We start from the raw sequence: 13,923 nt of genomic DNA, 5'->3' as shown, positions 1-13,923 counted from the left end.
ATCAGATCCCCACGGTGAAGCCGGCGGACCAGGACTGCATGTCCTGCACGAGTTGGTCCCAGACGCCGGTGAGCAGCAGCAGACCGGTCACGATCATCATCGTGCCGCCGATCCGCATCACCCACACATAGTGGCGCTTGACCCAGCCGAAGGCGCCGAGCGCCTTGCGGAAGGCGACCGCGGCGAGCACGAAGGGCACACCGAGGCCGAGGCAGTAGGCGATGGTCAGTACGGCCCCGCGGCCGGCGCTGCCCTGCTGGGAGGAGAGAGCGATGACGGAGGCGAGGGTGGGTCCGATGCACGGAGTCCAGCCGATGCCGAACAGCGCGCCGAGCAGCGGGGCACCGACCAGTCCGCCCACCGGGCGCCTGTGGATACGGAACTCACGCTGGGTCATCCAGGGCATCAGCCCCATGAAGAAGACGCCCAGCAGGATCATGAGCGCGCCCAGCACCTTGTTCAGGACGCCCTTGTTGTCCTGGAGGGTGTCGCCGAAGTAGCCGAACAGGGCGCCGCTGGAGACGAACACGGCGGTGAAACCGAGCACGAAGAGCGAGGCCCCCGCGACCATCCGCCCCCGGCGGGCCTCGGCGAGATCGGTGCCGGCGACTCCGGTGACGTACGACAGATAGCCGGGTACGAGCGGCAGCACACAGGGCGAGAAGAAGGAGACGAGACCGCCGAGCAGGGCGATGGGCAGGGCGAGCAGCAGGGCGCCGTTGAGCACCGTGCCGTTGTAGCCCGCCTCGGCGAGCGTGGTCGCTGCGCTCACGTCACTTCTCCGCGAGGACCGGGTCGATCATCTTGCGCAGCTTGTCCTCGCTGAGCGCGGCCAGCGACCGGGCGGCGATCTTCCCCTCGCGGTCGATGACGAGGGTGGAGGGGATCGCCTGCGGGTTGAGCGTGCCCTTCTTGAAGCGGAGCATCAGCTTGCCGGTGGGGTCGTACAGGCTGGGGAAGGTGACGCCGTACTGCTTCTCGAAGGCGGCGGCGTTGGAGGTCTTGGCGTCGCGGGTGTTGATGCCGACGAACTGGACGCCCTTGGGGCCGAGGGCCTTGTAGACCGTCTCCAGGTTGGGCGCCTCGGCGCGGCAGGGAGCGCACCACGAGCCCCAGACGTTCACGACGACGATCTTGCCCTTGAAGTCGGCGTCCACGTCGAGCTGTTTGCCGTCGACGGTCGTGCCGGACAGGTCGGGCGCGTCGGCCCGCTCCCCCTTCTTGGCGGTGGAGATGCCGTCCTTGCCCATGACGAAGTTGGTGTCACCGCCGCCACCCGAGGTGCCGCCCGAACTGCACGCGGACAGGGTGAGAGCGGAGGCCGCGGCCACCGCGGCGAGCAGGGTGGCACGGCTTCGATTCGAGCGCAGGGGGGTGCGGCTGGTGGCACTCATGTGAAAAGTTTCGCATGCCCGTTCTGGGGATCTTGCGCGCCCCCCTCAAGGGCGCCCGCCGGGCCGAAACCCGCATTTCAGGCGGCCTGTCCGGTGGGGGATGCGGAGTTGGCGGGGGCGGTCGAGGACGAGGACGAGGGGGCTTCCTTCAGGAAGGTCTTCCAGCCGCCCGCCGGGGCCTGCCCGACATCGAGGGTCCGCAGCTTGGCGAGCACCTGCGGCTTCTGCACGTCCATCCAGTCGACGTACTGCCGGAAGGAGACCAGTCGTACGTCCGCGCCCTTCTCCCTCTCCCGGGCGATGTGCTTGAACGCCTCCTCGACGGCGTCCATGTAGATGCCGCCGTTCCAGTGCTCGAAGTGGTTGCCTACGAAGAAGGGTGCCCGATTGGTCTCGTACGCCCGCTTGAAGCCGGATATATAGGCCTGGGCGGACTGGGTGCGCCAGGCCGGGTAGTGGTAGGCGGGCGCCTGGGTGGAGTTGATCGACTGGTTGGCGAGCATGTTGTAGTCCATCGACAGCACCTCGAAGGACCGCCCGGGGAACGGTATCTGCTGCAGCGGCAGGTCCCAGATGCCCAGCTTCCTCTCCGGCCAGACCTGGCGGCCGCCGGGCGAGGAGGCGTCGTAGCGCCAGCCGAGCCGCTTGGCGGTGGGCAGCAGGTTGTCCTGGCCGAGGAGACAGGGCGTACGGCCGCCGACGAGTTCCTTCTCGTAGTCGAAGGGCAGGGCGGGCAGATCGGTCCAGCCGGTGTTGGTCCGCCACTCCTTCACGAAGGCCTTCGCCTGCTGGATCTCGCTCTGCCACTGGGCGGGCGTCCAGTGGCCGACGGTGCCGTAGCCGGAGCAGAAGTGGCCGTTGAAGTGGGTGCCTATCTCGTGGCCCTCGAGCCAGGCGCGGCGGACGTTGGTGAGCGTGGACCTGATGTGCTCGTCGGTGAGGTAGCCGATGTCGGAGGCGCCGCGCGGGTTGTTCGGCGGGTTGTAGAGGCGCTTCTTCGACTCGGGGAGCAGATAGAGGCCGCTCAGGAAGAAGGTCATGGACGCGCCGTGCTGCTTCGCCAGATCGAGGAAGCGGGGGAAGAGGCCGTTGCCGACCTCGCCGGCGCCGTCCCAGGAGAAGATCACGAACTGGGGCGGGGTCTGCCCGGGCTCCAGCGGCTCGGGATGGGACGGCTGGTGGGGCTGCTTGCCCGTGTAGGAGGTGGAGCCGTCGCCCAGGGGCTTGGCGGGGTGGGACGTACTGCCGCCTTTCCCGCCCGTCTTGGAACCCGGGGAGTGGGTCTCCCCGTCTGACGGCTTGAGGGTGCCGCAGCCGGCGAGTCCGGCGGCCGCCGCGGCACCCGCGCCGAGACCGAGCATTCCCCTGCGTGAGAGAGCGCTACGCGTGCGCATTCCAACCCCGATTCGTCATGTGCTCTGGTGGTCACCCATTCAGAGGACATGACGAACCGGGAGGTTCCTCTCGATCACAGAGATCTCACAACAAACGTCACAAGGGTGTCTTAAGCCCCGAAGGCCTTGCTCTTGCCCTTCGCCGGCCTGGCTCCGGCACGCAGATGCGCCGGGACGAGATCGATGGCCGGTTCGCTGTAGCCGACGGACACGATCCTGTCGCCCTGGTACGTGAAGGACGTGAGCGAGGCGAGCGTGCACTGCCGCTTGCGCGGGTCGTGCCACAGCCGCCGCTTCTCGACGTACGACCGCACGGTCCAGATCGGCAGCTGATGACTGACCAGCACGGCCTCGTGCCCCCGCGCCTGCTCCTTCGCGGCGTCCAGCGCCTGCATCATCCGTACGACGATGTCGACGTACGCCTCGCCCCAGGACGGCCTGAACGGGTTGGTGAGGTACTTCCAGTTGGCGGGCTTCTTCAGCGCCCCGTCGCCGACCCCGAAGGTCTTGCCCTGGAAGACGTTGTCGGCCTCGATGAGCCGCTCGTCGGTGGCGAGGTCGAGACCGTGCGCCTTGGCGATCGGCGTCGCGGTCTCCTGCGCGCGCTCCAGCGGGGAGGAGCAGACGTAGGTGATGTCACGCGGCGCCAGCTGCTCGGCGACCCGGTCGGCCATCTGCCGGCCCAGCTCCGACAGGTGGTACCCGGCGAGACGGCCGTAGAGGACCCCGTCCGGGTTGGCGACCTCACCGTGCCGCATGACGTGTACGACGGTGATGTCGCCGGTGGTCGCGTTGTCGCTGTTCGTGTTGTCGCTGCCCGCGTTGTTGCTCTCGCTCATGCTGCCGTGGCCTCCGCCGCCGCTCGGGCCGCCGCCGGGAGGGCGTCGGCGATGCGCTGTACGGCCTGTTCGTCGTGGGCCGTGGACACGAACCAGGACTCGAAGGACGAGGGCGGGAGATAGACGCCCTGCGCCAGCATCGAGTGGAAGAACGCGGTGAAGCGGAAGGACTCCTGCTTCTTGGCGTCCTCGTAGTCACGGACGTCCCGGTCCGTGAAGAAGACCGAGAACATGTTGGAGGCGTTCTGCAGCCGGTGCGCGACGCCTTCCTTGGCGAGCGCCTCGCCGACGAGCCCCCGGACGGTCTCCGACACGGCGTCGACCTTGTCGTAGGCGGCGTCGTCGAGGAGCCGGAGCTGGGCGAGACCGGCCGCGGTGGCGATCGGGTTCCCGGAGAGGGTGCCGGCCTGGTAGACGGGGCCGGCGGGGGCGAGGTGGCCCATGACATCGGCGCGCCCGCCGAAGGCGGCGGCCGGGAAGCCGCCTCCCATCACCTTGCCGAAGGTCATGAGATCGGGCGTGACCCCGTCGATCCCGAACCACCCGGCCCGGCTGGTCCGGAACCCGGTCATGACCTCGTCGGAGATGAAGAGGGCGCCGTTCTTGGAGCAGGCGTCCTTGAGCCCCTGGTTGAAGCCGGGCCGGGGCGGGACGACCCCCATGTTCCCGGGCGAGGCCTCGGTGATCACACAGGCGATCTCGCCGGGGTGGCGGTGGAAGGCCTCGTTGACCGCTTCGAGGTCGTTGTAGGGCAGGACGATGGTGTCGCCGGCCTGGGCGCCCGTGACACCCGGGGTGTCGGGCAGCGCGAAGGTGGCGACACCGGAGCCGGCCGCGGCGAGGAGTGAGTCGACGTGACCGTGGTAACACCCGGCGAACTTGATCACCTTGCTGCGCCGGGTGAAGCCCCGGGCGAGCCGGATGGCGCTCATCGTGGCCTCGGTACCGCTGCTGACGAGCCGTACCTGCTCCACGGGCCCGACCCGGGCGACGATCTCCTCGGCGAGCGCGACCTCTCCCTCACCGGGCGTACCGAAAGACGTACCGCGTGACACCGCGTCCTGGACGGCGGCGATGACGTCGGGGTGCGAGTGCCCGAGGATCATCGGGCCCCACGAACAGACGAGGTCCACGTACTCCCGGCCATCGGCGTCCGTGAGATACGGACCACGGCCGGACACCATGAACCGGGGTGTACCGCCGACCGCGCGGAAGGCGCGCACCGGGGAGTTCACACCACCGGGCGTGACGGCGGACGCGCGGTCGAACAGCGTCTGCGACACGGGTGCTTCGTAGGGGAATGGCAGTTCGCTCATGACCTGCGGCGTCTCCGACTTCTCGACTTCTTCTCGGGCCCCGATTGGCTGTGACCTCCTCAGGGTAGGCCAGGGGGCACGGACGGCAGGGGGCGCCGTTCCCGACGGCCGCCGGCGGTCGCTGCTGACCGGAGGAACAGTGACGCCCCTCGCCGATCTGCGAAACTGGGACGCGAAACACACAGCTCGAACGGCCTTCTCGTACGTATGCATGTACGGAAGCTTGTTCAGAGACTGCGAAGATCCTGCGGACAGGTGTTTCAGCGCACGTTTCGGCGGGCGGCCGTGGGGGAGGTCACTGACACGATGATCGGGTTGCGCGGCGGGGGCCACGCGTCCTAGAAAAGCAGTCGGGTGGAGATATGCATCGCGGTGGCGGACTGGGCGAAGGGACCGATGACCTCGGTCCTCGTCGTGCCCGGCAGGGAAGGCACCGACGCGAGGCGGAGGAAGCGACCGAGACACGTCAGGGCCAGGGTGTACCGGGTGTACCGGTCGGACCGAATGATCCCGAGCGGATCGACCGGCGAGTCGACCGCCGGATCGATCGCCTTCGGGCGGGGAGCAGGAATGGTGGTCGGGTGGGGGTGACGTACAAGTACTTCGGCGCGCCGGACGGCGCGACCGCGGCCCGCGTCCCGATCTCGATGCGCCCCGAGGAACTCGGCGGCGACGAGCTGGGCATGAACGGCATGTTCACCAAGATCAAGCCGGAGACGATGGCGGCGATGGTCCTCACCGGCATCGAAGGCGTCCCCCTCCACAAGGTCCCGCCCCTCGAACTCGTCGTCCTGCACCCGGACTACGCGGTGGTCAAACTCCCCATGACGGTCGTGGACCCCCTGCGCGGCATAGGCGAGGAGGCGGTGGGCGCGGCAGCGTTCATCTGGTCCACGGTGCCGGACCGGGGCGGGCCCCGGGACGCGTTCAACGTGTACCAGCTGCTGCACGAATGGCAGGACTTCAGCCACCGGCTGCACGAGGCGGGGCATCAGCCGTACTGCTTGGTGTGGCCGTGAGCTGAGGTTTCGCTGGTTTCGGGCGGGGTCTTCGGACCCCGCCCTTTTTGATTGGGAGTGAGCAGTTCCAGCGCCTCTTCCCAGCGGTAGCCTTCGGCCCCGCCGCCGGCCTTCGATCGATGCGGCTCGTACGAGCCGATCAGGACGCCCATCTCGCTCAGTCGCTCCAAGCTCTGCCGGTATGCGGGACGGGCGGCCTGGGCCGAGTTCACGTACGGCAGGACTGCGGTGGGGATGCCCATGCCGTACGCCTCGCACAGGATGCCCGGGGCAAGGGTGTCGGAGATCCCTGCCGCCCACTTGTTGACCGTGTGAAGGTGGCCGGCGCCACCGCGATGGCGTCCGCGGGCGGCATTGGACGAGGATCGCCGGGCGAGCGCCAAGCCGAGCGGATCGGGTAGCCGGTCTGGGCCTCGACCGCCTCCGTGTCGATGAAACCCAGGCCCTGCGGAGTGGCCACCACGCCGACGTCCCAGTTTGCCTCTTGAGCGGCCGTGATCAGCTTGCCGGAGTCGCCGGCGACCCCGGCCGCGCACACCACGACGTACAGGAACGGCTTCTTGCCCGGCACCTGCGGCTCGGTCACGTGAAGCCCCTCATAAGCCGATGGTCTCGGTGGGCCGCCAGCATGGCAGCCAGGGCTTCCGGCCCGATCCGGCTCAGCGCCCAGAGGCTGCTGATGTGGCGGGCCCACCGCCAGAGTGGGTCGCCCGTGTCCACAGGGGTGTGGAAGGACAGCACCCGGATGCCGTGGCCATCGAACGCCTGAGTGTCGAGGTAGCGCCAGCCGCCCGTGCCGCAGAGGTAGTGGGTGCTGCTGGTGACCGCGGCGAGGTCGGCGAGTCTCTCTGACCGGCCCACCCGGGTCGGAATCGCGCTGCTGCGCAATACCTCGCCGCTCCAGCCCAACGCGGTGAGCAGGGCGACCGTCGACGCCTTGGCAACGTCGGATACACGGTCGGTGTCCTCGAACTGATCGAGAACCGCGTCCAGGACGTCGCGCACCGCGGGCCAGTAGCGGCTGCGGCCGTAGTACTGGCGTGTCAACAGGCTGACGGTGCGACGGGATCGGCCGGGTTCGGCGAGCCGTGCCTGGTCGATCGGTGTCGGGCGCCCGTGAGGAAGGCGGGTCGGGAGCGTGAGCCACTGCTGCCGAGCGGGCTCGTCCAGGGCCGCCAGACGAGCCCGGTGCTGGTAGTCGCGCCGGGCGAACTGGACGTCGTCGAGGACGATCCACCGGTCGGCGGCGTACAGCTTCGCCACCGTAGACAGCCGCGGGAACAGGTTCGGTTGGTGGATCGCGCACACCCCACCCGGCGAACCGGCACGGGACGGGTCAGGTGCCGATGAGGCGGCTGTCGAATCCGTCGCGCAGAAGGCGCTCGTAAGCGTCATACACATCCCCCGGTACGTCCTGCTCGACGGCGAAGCCGAGCTTCGGGTACTCGATCACCCGTTGCAGGTCGCCGACGAGCATGTCGACGACGAGCTTCTCGTCGCCGATGGACTTGATGTAGTCGTCCAACTCCAGTGGCTCGGAGGCGCAGACAACCTCCGCCTCGGGCCACAGCTTGCGGCACGTCGCGTACGAGCGGCGCTCCATGTACGGCTTGGAGATCAGCAGCAGCGACTCCACCGCGATGTCGGCCTTGGCCAGCAGCTCGCGGGAGAACGTGATGTTCTGACCAGTGTTGGCCGCCTTCGGCTCGACCAGGATCGCTTCGTCCGGCACACCCAGGCTCAGCGCATGCTCGCGGTAGTGCACCGCCTCGCCGCGCGGGAAACGGGCCCGGGTGGTGGGGCTGTTGCCGCCGCTGAACACCACGACCGGGAAGAGACCGGCGCGGTACAGATCGGCGGCCGCGGTGGCCACCCCGAGGTCGTGGCTGCCCAGGCCGATCGCCGCCGAGCAGGGCCGCTGCTCGTGGCCCATCTGGTGGTAGTTCCAGATCAGCGTCGCGTCGTGGAACTGCTCGTCGGTGATCTGGCGCTGCTCGTGCTCCGGCACTGGCACTCCCTGACTCATCCCTGCTGGTCCTTGCGGATGCCCTCGATGCTGCGCAGTTGGTGGCTCAGCCCGTACTGCCGGGCCACGTGTGCCGCCTGATCGAGGACGGACAGCCCATCATTCCGGGTCGCCGCATCCGACAGAAGGATGTGCCCGTACGCGGTGTCCAGCCGCACCCGCTGCATCGGGGAGTCGACCGTGCCGGTCGTGCGCGCGATGCCGATGTAGTGCAGGGCCTGCTTCAGGTCGCCGTCACCGCGGTGGGCCAGGGCCAGCTTCTGGTGCGCGACCGACCAGTCCTCCGGTTCGCCCAGGTCCTCGAAGGAGCGGGTGGCCTCGACCATGACGCCGGTGGCGTACTCGTTGTCGCCCTCCTTGCTCAGCGCCGTACCCACCCAGAGCCGGGCCCTGGCGCGGTCGCGCGGGCTCAAGCGCTCGTCCCCGGCGAGCAGTTCGTAGTGGCGGGCGGAGGATTCCAGCTGGCCCGACATCTCCTGGACGACAGCGAGGGACAGCTCGATCTGGGCCACCCGGCGCGGGATGTCGAGCTCGGTGAACATGCCGCGAGCGGTCAGATAGGAGTGCCGGGCTGAGAGTGGGCCGAGGATCGCGCCCTGATCGCGCTGGAGGTCGCCAAGGAGCACGAGGGAACGGCCGTACAAATAGAGGCCCTTGTCGTCCAGTTGGTGTGGTGCACGGCTGCCCAGCCGGCGGTTCAACAGGGTTGAGGCGAAAGGGAAGTCCTGGCGGCTGATGCAGACAACAGCGCGCTCGATGTCCTCGGTCCAGGTCTCGTAGTCCGTCGGCCGCGCGCTCTGCCGTTCAGGGAACAGCACTGTCTCGAACCGGGATTGGGAGGCGAAATCCGCCCGTGCGAGCGCAGTGTCGAGGATGGCCTGGGTGTCCGGGCGTGGCTGCGTCTCCACGCCGAGGCTCTCCCACTTCGCAACCGTGCGCAGCGCGACACCGAGGTGCTCGGCGAAAGCGCGCATGCTCATACGCAACGCGGCGCGCAGGGCGCTCGCCTCCCGACCTGTCCACTGCTGCACGCTGACCACGGATGACCTCCCTACGTCACGTATGGAAGCACTGTCAGTGACGACGTGGGGCGGGAAGTGCAACGGAAGTACAACAGCAGGTCATTTCGAGGCCGTTCACGACGGCCGACGCTGTGGTCATGGACGACGACCTCATCACCGAACGCCGCCCCATCGCCTTCCCTCAGGTCTTCGGCTACCTGCGTCACGTCACCGGCGGAGCGCCCCGCCATACGGCGCTCGTCGACTGCCTCACGGAATACTGCGACCGGCACGAACTGACGCTGTGCGGCGTCTTCACCGAGCGCGACGCCACAGTGATCATCCGCTCCCCCGCCTTCGTCGGTCTGCTCGACGCGCTCGACCTCCCCGATGCCTACGGGGCCGTGGTTCCGTCCCTCAGCCACCTCGGCCCGAAGGGCCTCGGTGCCGAGCGCAAGCGGCAGATAACGACAGCAGGCGCTCGCCTGATCGTGGTCCGCCCCCTCATGCCGACTACGCGATCCGCCTCGTCACTCGGCGCGAGCCATAGCTTTCGACCGCAGGGAGATGTGTGATGTCCGTGCGTAACGCGTTGCGGAGCGCGCCCATGGTGAACGAGGTGCCGGGGCTGCGGCTGCTGAAGGTCGGCGACGGCTGGGACGTGGTGCGCACCTCGGCCGAGATCGGCCTCTTGGCTCTGGCCTACCTCCGCGGCACCGGCATCTCCGTCGGCCCCGTGCTCTACGACAGGCCCAACGGGCGTCTCTACTACGCCGTGCCGACCGACTCGGCAGCCAGCTGGGACGACCTTCCGGTACGGCACCTCTCCACCAATTCCTGGCTCGTCGCCCCCGGGCTGGAGTTGCTCGACGACTGGTTCGGCGGATGGTGCGAGCTGCCTGACGACGACACCCTCACCGACGCGGATGCCCTCCGCGCCGCGCTCCAGCACCCGTACGTCACCGCGGCCAACGACGAAATGCATCCCGACGCCTGCCTCTAGAACTCGGGCCCATGCCCCTCTACCCCAACCTCAAGGGGACACCTGTGACGACCCACCCCGTCTCACCGAACACCGTCCTCGCCAACGCACTTCTCCGCACAGAGGACGTCCTGACCCCACGCATCCTGGCCACCCCACCCGAGCGGATCGTGCTGGTCGTCGGCACCCAGATCAACGGCGCCCCGCACATCGGCACCTCGCTCGTCCAGTCCCTCGCCTTCGCCATGGCCGCCCGCCTGCGCGACCGATTCGGCATCCCCACCACGGTCCTCTTCAGCGCCCTCGACAACGCCCCGTACGAAATGACCACAGACCCAGCCAGCGGACATCGCTACCAGCGCGCCTACGCCCAGGCCCTTGGCGAGAAGGCTCTGACCGACCTCGTCACCGCCCTATACCAACCCCTGTTCACGGCCCTGTCCCGGCGCCTGGGCATCCCTCACCATGTCGAGACCTACACCCAGCAGCAAGCCGGCGAACTGTTCCGCCGAACCTGGCTACGGCTCCTCCCCCGCATCGACGCAGCCCGCTGGTGGCTGGCCCCCTCCACCGGCACCCCACACCTCCGAGTCCCGTGCCCCCACCACGGCTGCGGCTGGGCCGAAAAGCACGCTGAGCGCACCAGGGTCCTCCTCAGCGAGCGGGAAACCGCCGCCATCTCCGCGGTCTGTCTCCACCACGGCCCCTACCGGGTCACCATCACGCCCACCACCGGCGCCTACCTCGACCTGGCGACCCTGTACCGCAACCTGGTCAAGGAACTCACCCTCACCAGCACACCGAGCCGGGAAGCCCTGTACGTCATGGTCAAGGGCGGCGACTGGGTCTTCGGCTCCCTCCTGGTCGACGAAGCCCTCCAGGCCGTCGGCCTCACCCGTGCACAGCTACCGGCCCGACTGTTCTGCCCACAGGTCGTCACCGACACCGGCGCGAAACTCTCCAAGTCGCTCATCCGCGAAGGCCACGCTCCCTTGCCCGAGGGGGCTGCCCGCTGGATGCTCGACACCCGGGAGTGGCCCGGCACCGTCACCGAGTACGCCGATCAACTGCTGGCCATGACGGAGACGATGCTGTCCGACCCTCGCCACTTCTTCCGCTCGTACTCCGCAGCCGAGATCGGCCGCCTGATCACCGCTCCAGCGCCCAGGAGTGTTACCGCCCCATGAGCAACACCGCCCCGCGCGTCCACGAACTCAACCTCTACCGCCAGTACTTCGACCTCGTCGCATCAGGCGAGAAGACCATCGAGGTACGGGTCAGATACCCGCACCTCGCCGACCTCGCCTCGGGCGACACCATCCGCTTTCGGATCAAAGGCACCGACGAGACCTGTGAGGTCAAGGTCAGACGGGTCACCGAGTATCCCGACTTCGAGGCCCTGCTCGACGGCGAGGGGCCCTCCAACGTCAACCCCACCGCCACCCGCGACGAGCAACTCACCCGAATCCGGGCCATCTACCCACCGGAGAAGGAAGCCCTGGGCGCCATGGCTATCCGGATCGACCTTCTCTCCTAGGGACGGGGTCGTTTCGGAGCCCGCCCTCACCACGTGCGGTCCTACTCGACGTCCCGCTCCCCAGAAGTCCCGGGCGGCGGCGCGGTGGTAGCCCACGGGATCAGCGTCGTCGGCAGGACGATGTGCTGCTCATGGTCCGCTCGGAGTCGTCGATCAGCCGCAGGGCCAGTTCGCCGGCGATGCGGCCCATCTCGGAGGGTGATTGGGCCACCGTCGACAGGTCGAACCACTCCAGCCGCTACGGCCGTAGGCCGCAAAGAAGTGGCTGGCCAACGAGTCGAACGTCCCGGCCGACCTCGCCCTCGGCACCCGGCGCGCCCGCGCCGCAGCCCTCCTCACGCTCGCCCTCCCCGGCGGCGCCCACATCTACCAAGGCGAGGAACTGGGACATTGGTTTCGCAGGGTGCGCTTGGAGTGCTCCTTGGCCCCTCTCCCCCGCGCCCAGCCGTCGTCCGGCGTCTCCTTGAGTACTGGTTCGCGGTCGGCCCGGTGGCGACGCGGGTGGGGAGTTGGCGTTCGCGGAGCACGGCTCCCGGCACTTCTTCCGCTCGTACCCCGCAGCCGGGATCGGCCCGCCTGATCACCGCACCAGCACCCTGCGGTCCCCGAACCTCGGCCCGAAGAACGACGGCCGTTCGAGGACCGCGTCGCCGGTCCGGTGTCAGCCGATCTTGTCCGTGAAGCCCACCGACAGGAACGTCTGACGGGTGACCTTGCCCTTACTGGCTCCCGCCGTCCACGTGAAGGTGTACTCCAGAATGGAGCTCGTCTTCGGGTCGACGATCACCCGGCCGACGCTCTTGGCCTCCGCGAACTCCACGGCGGTCCCGGCGCGCCCGGTGCTGTCCTTGACGCTCCCGACGAGTTTGACGCCCTTCAGTCCCGCCATCGCCTTGAACAGCCCTGCCCGCAGTTTCGGGCTCGCCGGGGACTCGCCGAGCAGGGTGACCGCCTGGTCGAAGGGGGAGATGCTGTCGGGCCCCGGCGGAGTCTGGAGCAGCCGGAGCAGTTGCGCCGGGTCCGTGGTCAGCTGGTCCAGGGACTTCCAGTCGAGGTCCTTCGGCCCCAGCTGCCAGTCGGGCCGTTGACCCTTCTTGTACGCCTTGCCGTTGTTGACGACGTAGAAGTCCATGGACTGCGAGAGGTACGAGTCGCCGATCGTCAGGTGCGTCTTCCAGTACTTCCCCGACGAGACCGACCGGGCGGCGGCCACCGTGGAGATGTCGTCGAGGAAGACGGACGCGGTGTCCGCGCGCGCCTCGCTCCGCGTGCCCGTGTTGGCGGGTGTCTCACCGGTGTTCGCGTACGTCACCACGCCGGCCGCGACCGCTGCGGCGGTGAACAGGCCGACGAGGACCCGGCGACGCCCGGACATCACCCGCAGCGGTGCGACCACCCCAGCGCCCCGCTCGCGCTGGGCGGCGCGCCCTGCCTCCTGCACGGCCACCGCCATCTCGATCCCCTCCATCGCCCTGGCCAGCGCCTGTTCCGACGGCGGCTCGACCCGCCCTGCGGCCACCAGTTCCTCGGCGCCGGGGAAGTCCAGCAACACCGCCCGCTCGTTCATGCCGGTCTCCTCCACGTCCTGCGTGCTCATGCCGGTCCGTTCCATGTCGTCGTACGTACTCATGCCATGTCTCCCGTCACGCTCAGGTGCCGACCGGCCGGGCGTGTTGGCCCGAGCCGGTCGCGCAACCGGCCCCGTGCCCGGTGCAGCCGCGAGCGGACGGTGCCCGCCGGGATGCCCACGGCGGCCGCGGCCTCCGCGGGAGTGAGCTGCTCCCAGCTCACGAGCAGCAGCACCTCCCGCTCCTCGACGGGCAGTTCGGCCAGCGCCCGGCGCAGCGCGGGGGCCAGCGCGGCCGCGTCGAGCCGCTGGTCCACCGCCTGCCAGGGATCGGTGATCTCCACTCCCGGTACGGCCTCCTGCCGCCCCGCCCGCCGCAGGTGCTGGGCCAGTACGTTGCGGGCCACCCCGAACAGCCAGCCCCGCGCCGAGCCGCGCGAGGGGTCGAACGTGCGCCGCGCGGCGAACGCCTGCAACCACGCCTCGGCCAGCAGATCGTCCGCCGCGCCGGGCAGGCGCCGGGCGAAATAGCCGTGCAGGGCGGGCGAGTACGCCTCCACCAGCGGGGTGAACGCCGCCGCGTCCCCCGCCGACCGCGTCAGCAGGGCGTCACTGTCGCCGTCCCGGTCGGGGGCGCCGTCGCCGCGTTCCTCGTGTTGCCGGGTATCCGGTTTCACGGAATCTCCGTCTCCGACCGCCGGACGACGGTCTCACCCAGTACTTGTCATCACGTCGCGGATCCGTTCGCACCCCTCGGCCGCCTCGACGGTGGTGTGTTCGGTGAGGGCCGGGGCGAGGTCGGCGCGGTCGCCGAGCAGGGTGACGCCGGGGGTGGGTTCCCAGGTGTG

The 13,923-nt window shown here is 69.1% G+C and carries 15 protein-coding genes and 2 pseudogenes; 6 read left to right on the top strand and 11 right to left on the bottom strand.

Annotation, left to right across the window (positions count from 1 at the left end; all coding sequences use genetic code 11):
• Position 1 precedes the first annotated feature (1 nt).
• From ABZT17_RS20385 to hemL, 5 genes are all read right to left on the bottom strand, one after another.
• Positions 2 to 772 (bottom strand): cytochrome c biogenesis protein CcdA, encoded by a 771-nt coding sequence (locus ABZT17_RS20385; protein WP_356350755.1) that lies wholly within the window; start codon positions 770 to 772, stop codon positions 2 to 4.
• Position 773: 1 nt separating this feature from the next.
• On the bottom strand, positions 774 to 1,394 hold the full coding sequence (locus ABZT17_RS20380) for a TlpA disulfide reductase family protein (protein ID WP_356350753.1): 621 nt from the start codon (positions 1,392 to 1,394) through the stop codon (positions 774 to 776).
• 77 nt (positions 1,395 to 1,471) lie between these two features.
• Complete coding sequence (locus tag ABZT17_RS20375; RefSeq protein ID WP_356350751.1) at positions 1,472 to 2,788, bottom strand: hypothetical protein; 1,317 nt, start codon at positions 2,786 to 2,788, stop codon at positions 1,472 to 1,474.
• Between the two features lie 110 nt (positions 2,789 to 2,898).
• The gene (locus ABZT17_RS20370) at positions 2,899 to 3,627 is read right to left on the bottom strand and encodes a histidine phosphatase family protein (protein ID WP_356350749.1); all 729 of its coding nucleotides are present in this window, start codon (positions 3,625 to 3,627) and stop codon (positions 2,899 to 2,901) included.
• Positions 3,624 to 4,943, bottom strand: coding sequence for a glutamate-1-semialdehyde 2,1-aminomutase (hemL, locus tag ABZT17_RS20365; protein WP_356350748.1), 1,320 nt, complete (start codon positions 4,941 to 4,943; stop codon positions 3,624 to 3,626). Before hemL ends, ABZT17_RS20370 begins: the two co-directional genes overlap by 4 nt.
• Positions 4,944 to 5,524: 581 nt before the next feature.
• On the opposite strand from hemL, the gene ABZT17_RS20360 reads away from it, so the two are divergent.
• Positions 5,525 to 5,962 (top strand): hypothetical protein, encoded by a 438-nt coding sequence (locus ABZT17_RS20360; RefSeq protein WP_003974483.1) that lies wholly within the window; start codon positions 5,525 to 5,527, stop codon positions 5,960 to 5,962.
• On the opposite strand, the pseudogene ABZT17_RS20355 reads toward ABZT17_RS20360, so the two are convergent.
• The 4 genes and pseudogenes from ABZT17_RS20355 to ABZT17_RS20340 form a co-directional block, all read right to left on the bottom strand.
• Positions 5,935 to 6,548: pseudogene (locus ABZT17_RS20355) on the bottom strand (flavoprotein). The gene ABZT17_RS20360 and the pseudogene ABZT17_RS20355 overlap by 28 nt on opposite strands.
• Entirely contained in the window at positions 6,545 to 7,270 is a 726-nt protein-coding gene (locus ABZT17_RS20350) for a WbqC family protein (protein WP_356350746.1), read from the bottom strand. The pseudogene ABZT17_RS20355 and the gene ABZT17_RS20350 overlap by 4 nt, the downstream one beginning before the upstream one ends.
• A 28-nt stretch (positions 7,271 to 7,298) precedes the next feature.
• Positions 7,299 to 7,988 (bottom strand): YdcF family protein, encoded by a 690-nt coding sequence (locus ABZT17_RS20345; protein ID WP_356350744.1) that lies wholly within the window; start codon positions 7,986 to 7,988, stop codon positions 7,299 to 7,301.
• Positions 7,985 to 9,028, bottom strand: coding sequence for a hypothetical protein (locus tag ABZT17_RS20340; RefSeq protein WP_356350743.1), 1,044 nt, complete (start codon positions 9,026 to 9,028; stop codon positions 7,985 to 7,987). The genes ABZT17_RS20345 and ABZT17_RS20340 overlap by 4 nt, the downstream gene beginning before the upstream one ends.
• A gap of 119 nt (positions 9,029 to 9,147) precedes the next feature.
• Here ABZT17_RS20340 and ABZT17_RS20335 point away from each other — a divergent pair, with 119 nt between their 5' ends.
• From ABZT17_RS20335 to ABZT17_RS20315, 5 genes and pseudogenes are all read left to right on the top strand, one after another.
• Positions 9,148 to 9,564 carry a hypothetical protein gene (locus tag ABZT17_RS20335; RefSeq protein ID WP_356350742.1) on the top strand — a complete coding sequence of 139 codons (417 nt, stop codon included), beginning with the start codon at positions 9,148 to 9,150 and terminating at the stop codon, positions 9,562 to 9,564.
• Positions 9,564 to 9,992 carry a hypothetical protein gene (locus ABZT17_RS20330; RefSeq protein WP_356350741.1) on the top strand — a complete coding sequence of 143 codons (429 nt, stop codon included), beginning with the start codon at positions 9,564 to 9,566 and terminating at the stop codon, positions 9,990 to 9,992. Before ABZT17_RS20335 ends, ABZT17_RS20330 begins: the two co-directional genes overlap by 1 nt.
• 44 nt (positions 9,993 to 10,036) lie before the next feature.
• Positions 10,037 to 11,158 (top strand): hypothetical protein, encoded by a 1,122-nt coding sequence (locus ABZT17_RS20325; protein WP_356350822.1) that lies wholly within the window; start codon positions 10,037 to 10,039, stop codon positions 11,156 to 11,158.
• Positions 11,155 to 11,508, top strand: coding sequence for an ASCH domain-containing protein (locus ABZT17_RS20320; RefSeq protein WP_280902894.1), 354 nt, complete (start codon positions 11,155 to 11,157; stop codon positions 11,506 to 11,508). Before ABZT17_RS20325 ends, ABZT17_RS20320 begins: the two co-directional genes overlap by 4 nt.
• Positions 11,509 to 11,735: 227 nt before the next feature.
• Positions 11,736 to 11,896 (top strand): annotated as a pseudogene (locus tag ABZT17_RS20315) (alpha-glucosidase); the annotation flags it as partial.
• 273 nt (positions 11,897 to 12,169) lie between these two features.
• Here ABZT17_RS20315 and ABZT17_RS20310 read toward each other — a convergent pair.
• A complete protein-coding gene (locus ABZT17_RS20310; protein ID WP_356350740.1) occupies positions 12,170 to 13,138 on the bottom strand; it encodes a hypothetical protein in 969 nt (322 codons plus the stop codon).
• Complete coding sequence (locus ABZT17_RS20305; RefSeq protein ID WP_356350738.1) at positions 13,135 to 13,752, bottom strand: RNA polymerase sigma factor; 618 nt, start codon at positions 13,750 to 13,752, stop codon at positions 13,135 to 13,137. The genes ABZT17_RS20310 and ABZT17_RS20305 overlap by 4 nt, the downstream gene beginning before the upstream one ends.
• Between the last annotated feature and the right edge of the window lie 171 nt (positions 13,753 to 13,923).

Source organism: Streptomyces sp. NPDC005648, assembly GCF_040605395.1.
In the GTDB taxonomy this organism is placed as follows: Bacteria; Actinomycetota; Actinomycetes; order Streptomycetales; family Streptomycetaceae; genus Streptomyces.
This window is presented reverse-complemented; position numbering and strand designations above follow the sequence as displayed.

Bases quoted from the DNA above. Each gene is read 5' to 3' on its own strand.
- ABZT17_RS20380 (WP_356350753.1), bottom strand. From the start codon at position 1,394: ATGAGTGCCACCAGCCGCACCCCCCTGCGCTCGAATCGAAGCCGTGCC.
- ABZT17_RS20375 (WP_356350751.1), bottom strand. From the start codon at position 2,788: ATGCGCACGCGTAGCGCTCTCTCACGCAGGGGAATGCTCGGTCTCGGC.
- ABZT17_RS20370 (WP_356350749.1), bottom strand. From the start codon at position 3,627: ATGAGCGAGAGCAACAACGCGGGCAGCGACAACACGAACAGCGACAAC.
- hemL (WP_356350748.1), bottom strand. From the start codon at position 4,943: ATGAGCGAACTGCCATTCCCCTACGAAGCACCCGTGTCGCAGACGCTG.
- ABZT17_RS20345 (WP_356350744.1), bottom strand. From the start codon at position 7,988: ATGAGTCAGGGAGTGCCAGTGCCGGAGCACGAGCAGCGCCAGATCACC.
- ABZT17_RS20335 (WP_356350742.1), top strand. From the start codon at position 9,148: ATGGACGACGACCTCATCACCGAACGCCGCCCCATCGCCTTCCCTCAG.
- ABZT17_RS20330 (WP_356350741.1), top strand. From the start codon at position 9,564: ATGTCCGTGCGTAACGCGTTGCGGAGCGCGCCCATGGTGAACGAGGTG.
- ABZT17_RS20320 (WP_280902894.1), top strand. From the start codon at position 11,155: ATGAGCAACACCGCCCCGCGCGTCCACGAACTCAACCTCTACCGCCAG.
- ABZT17_RS20310 (WP_356350740.1), bottom strand. From the start codon at position 13,138: ATGAGTACGTACGACGACATGGAACGGACCGGCATGAGCACGCAGGAC.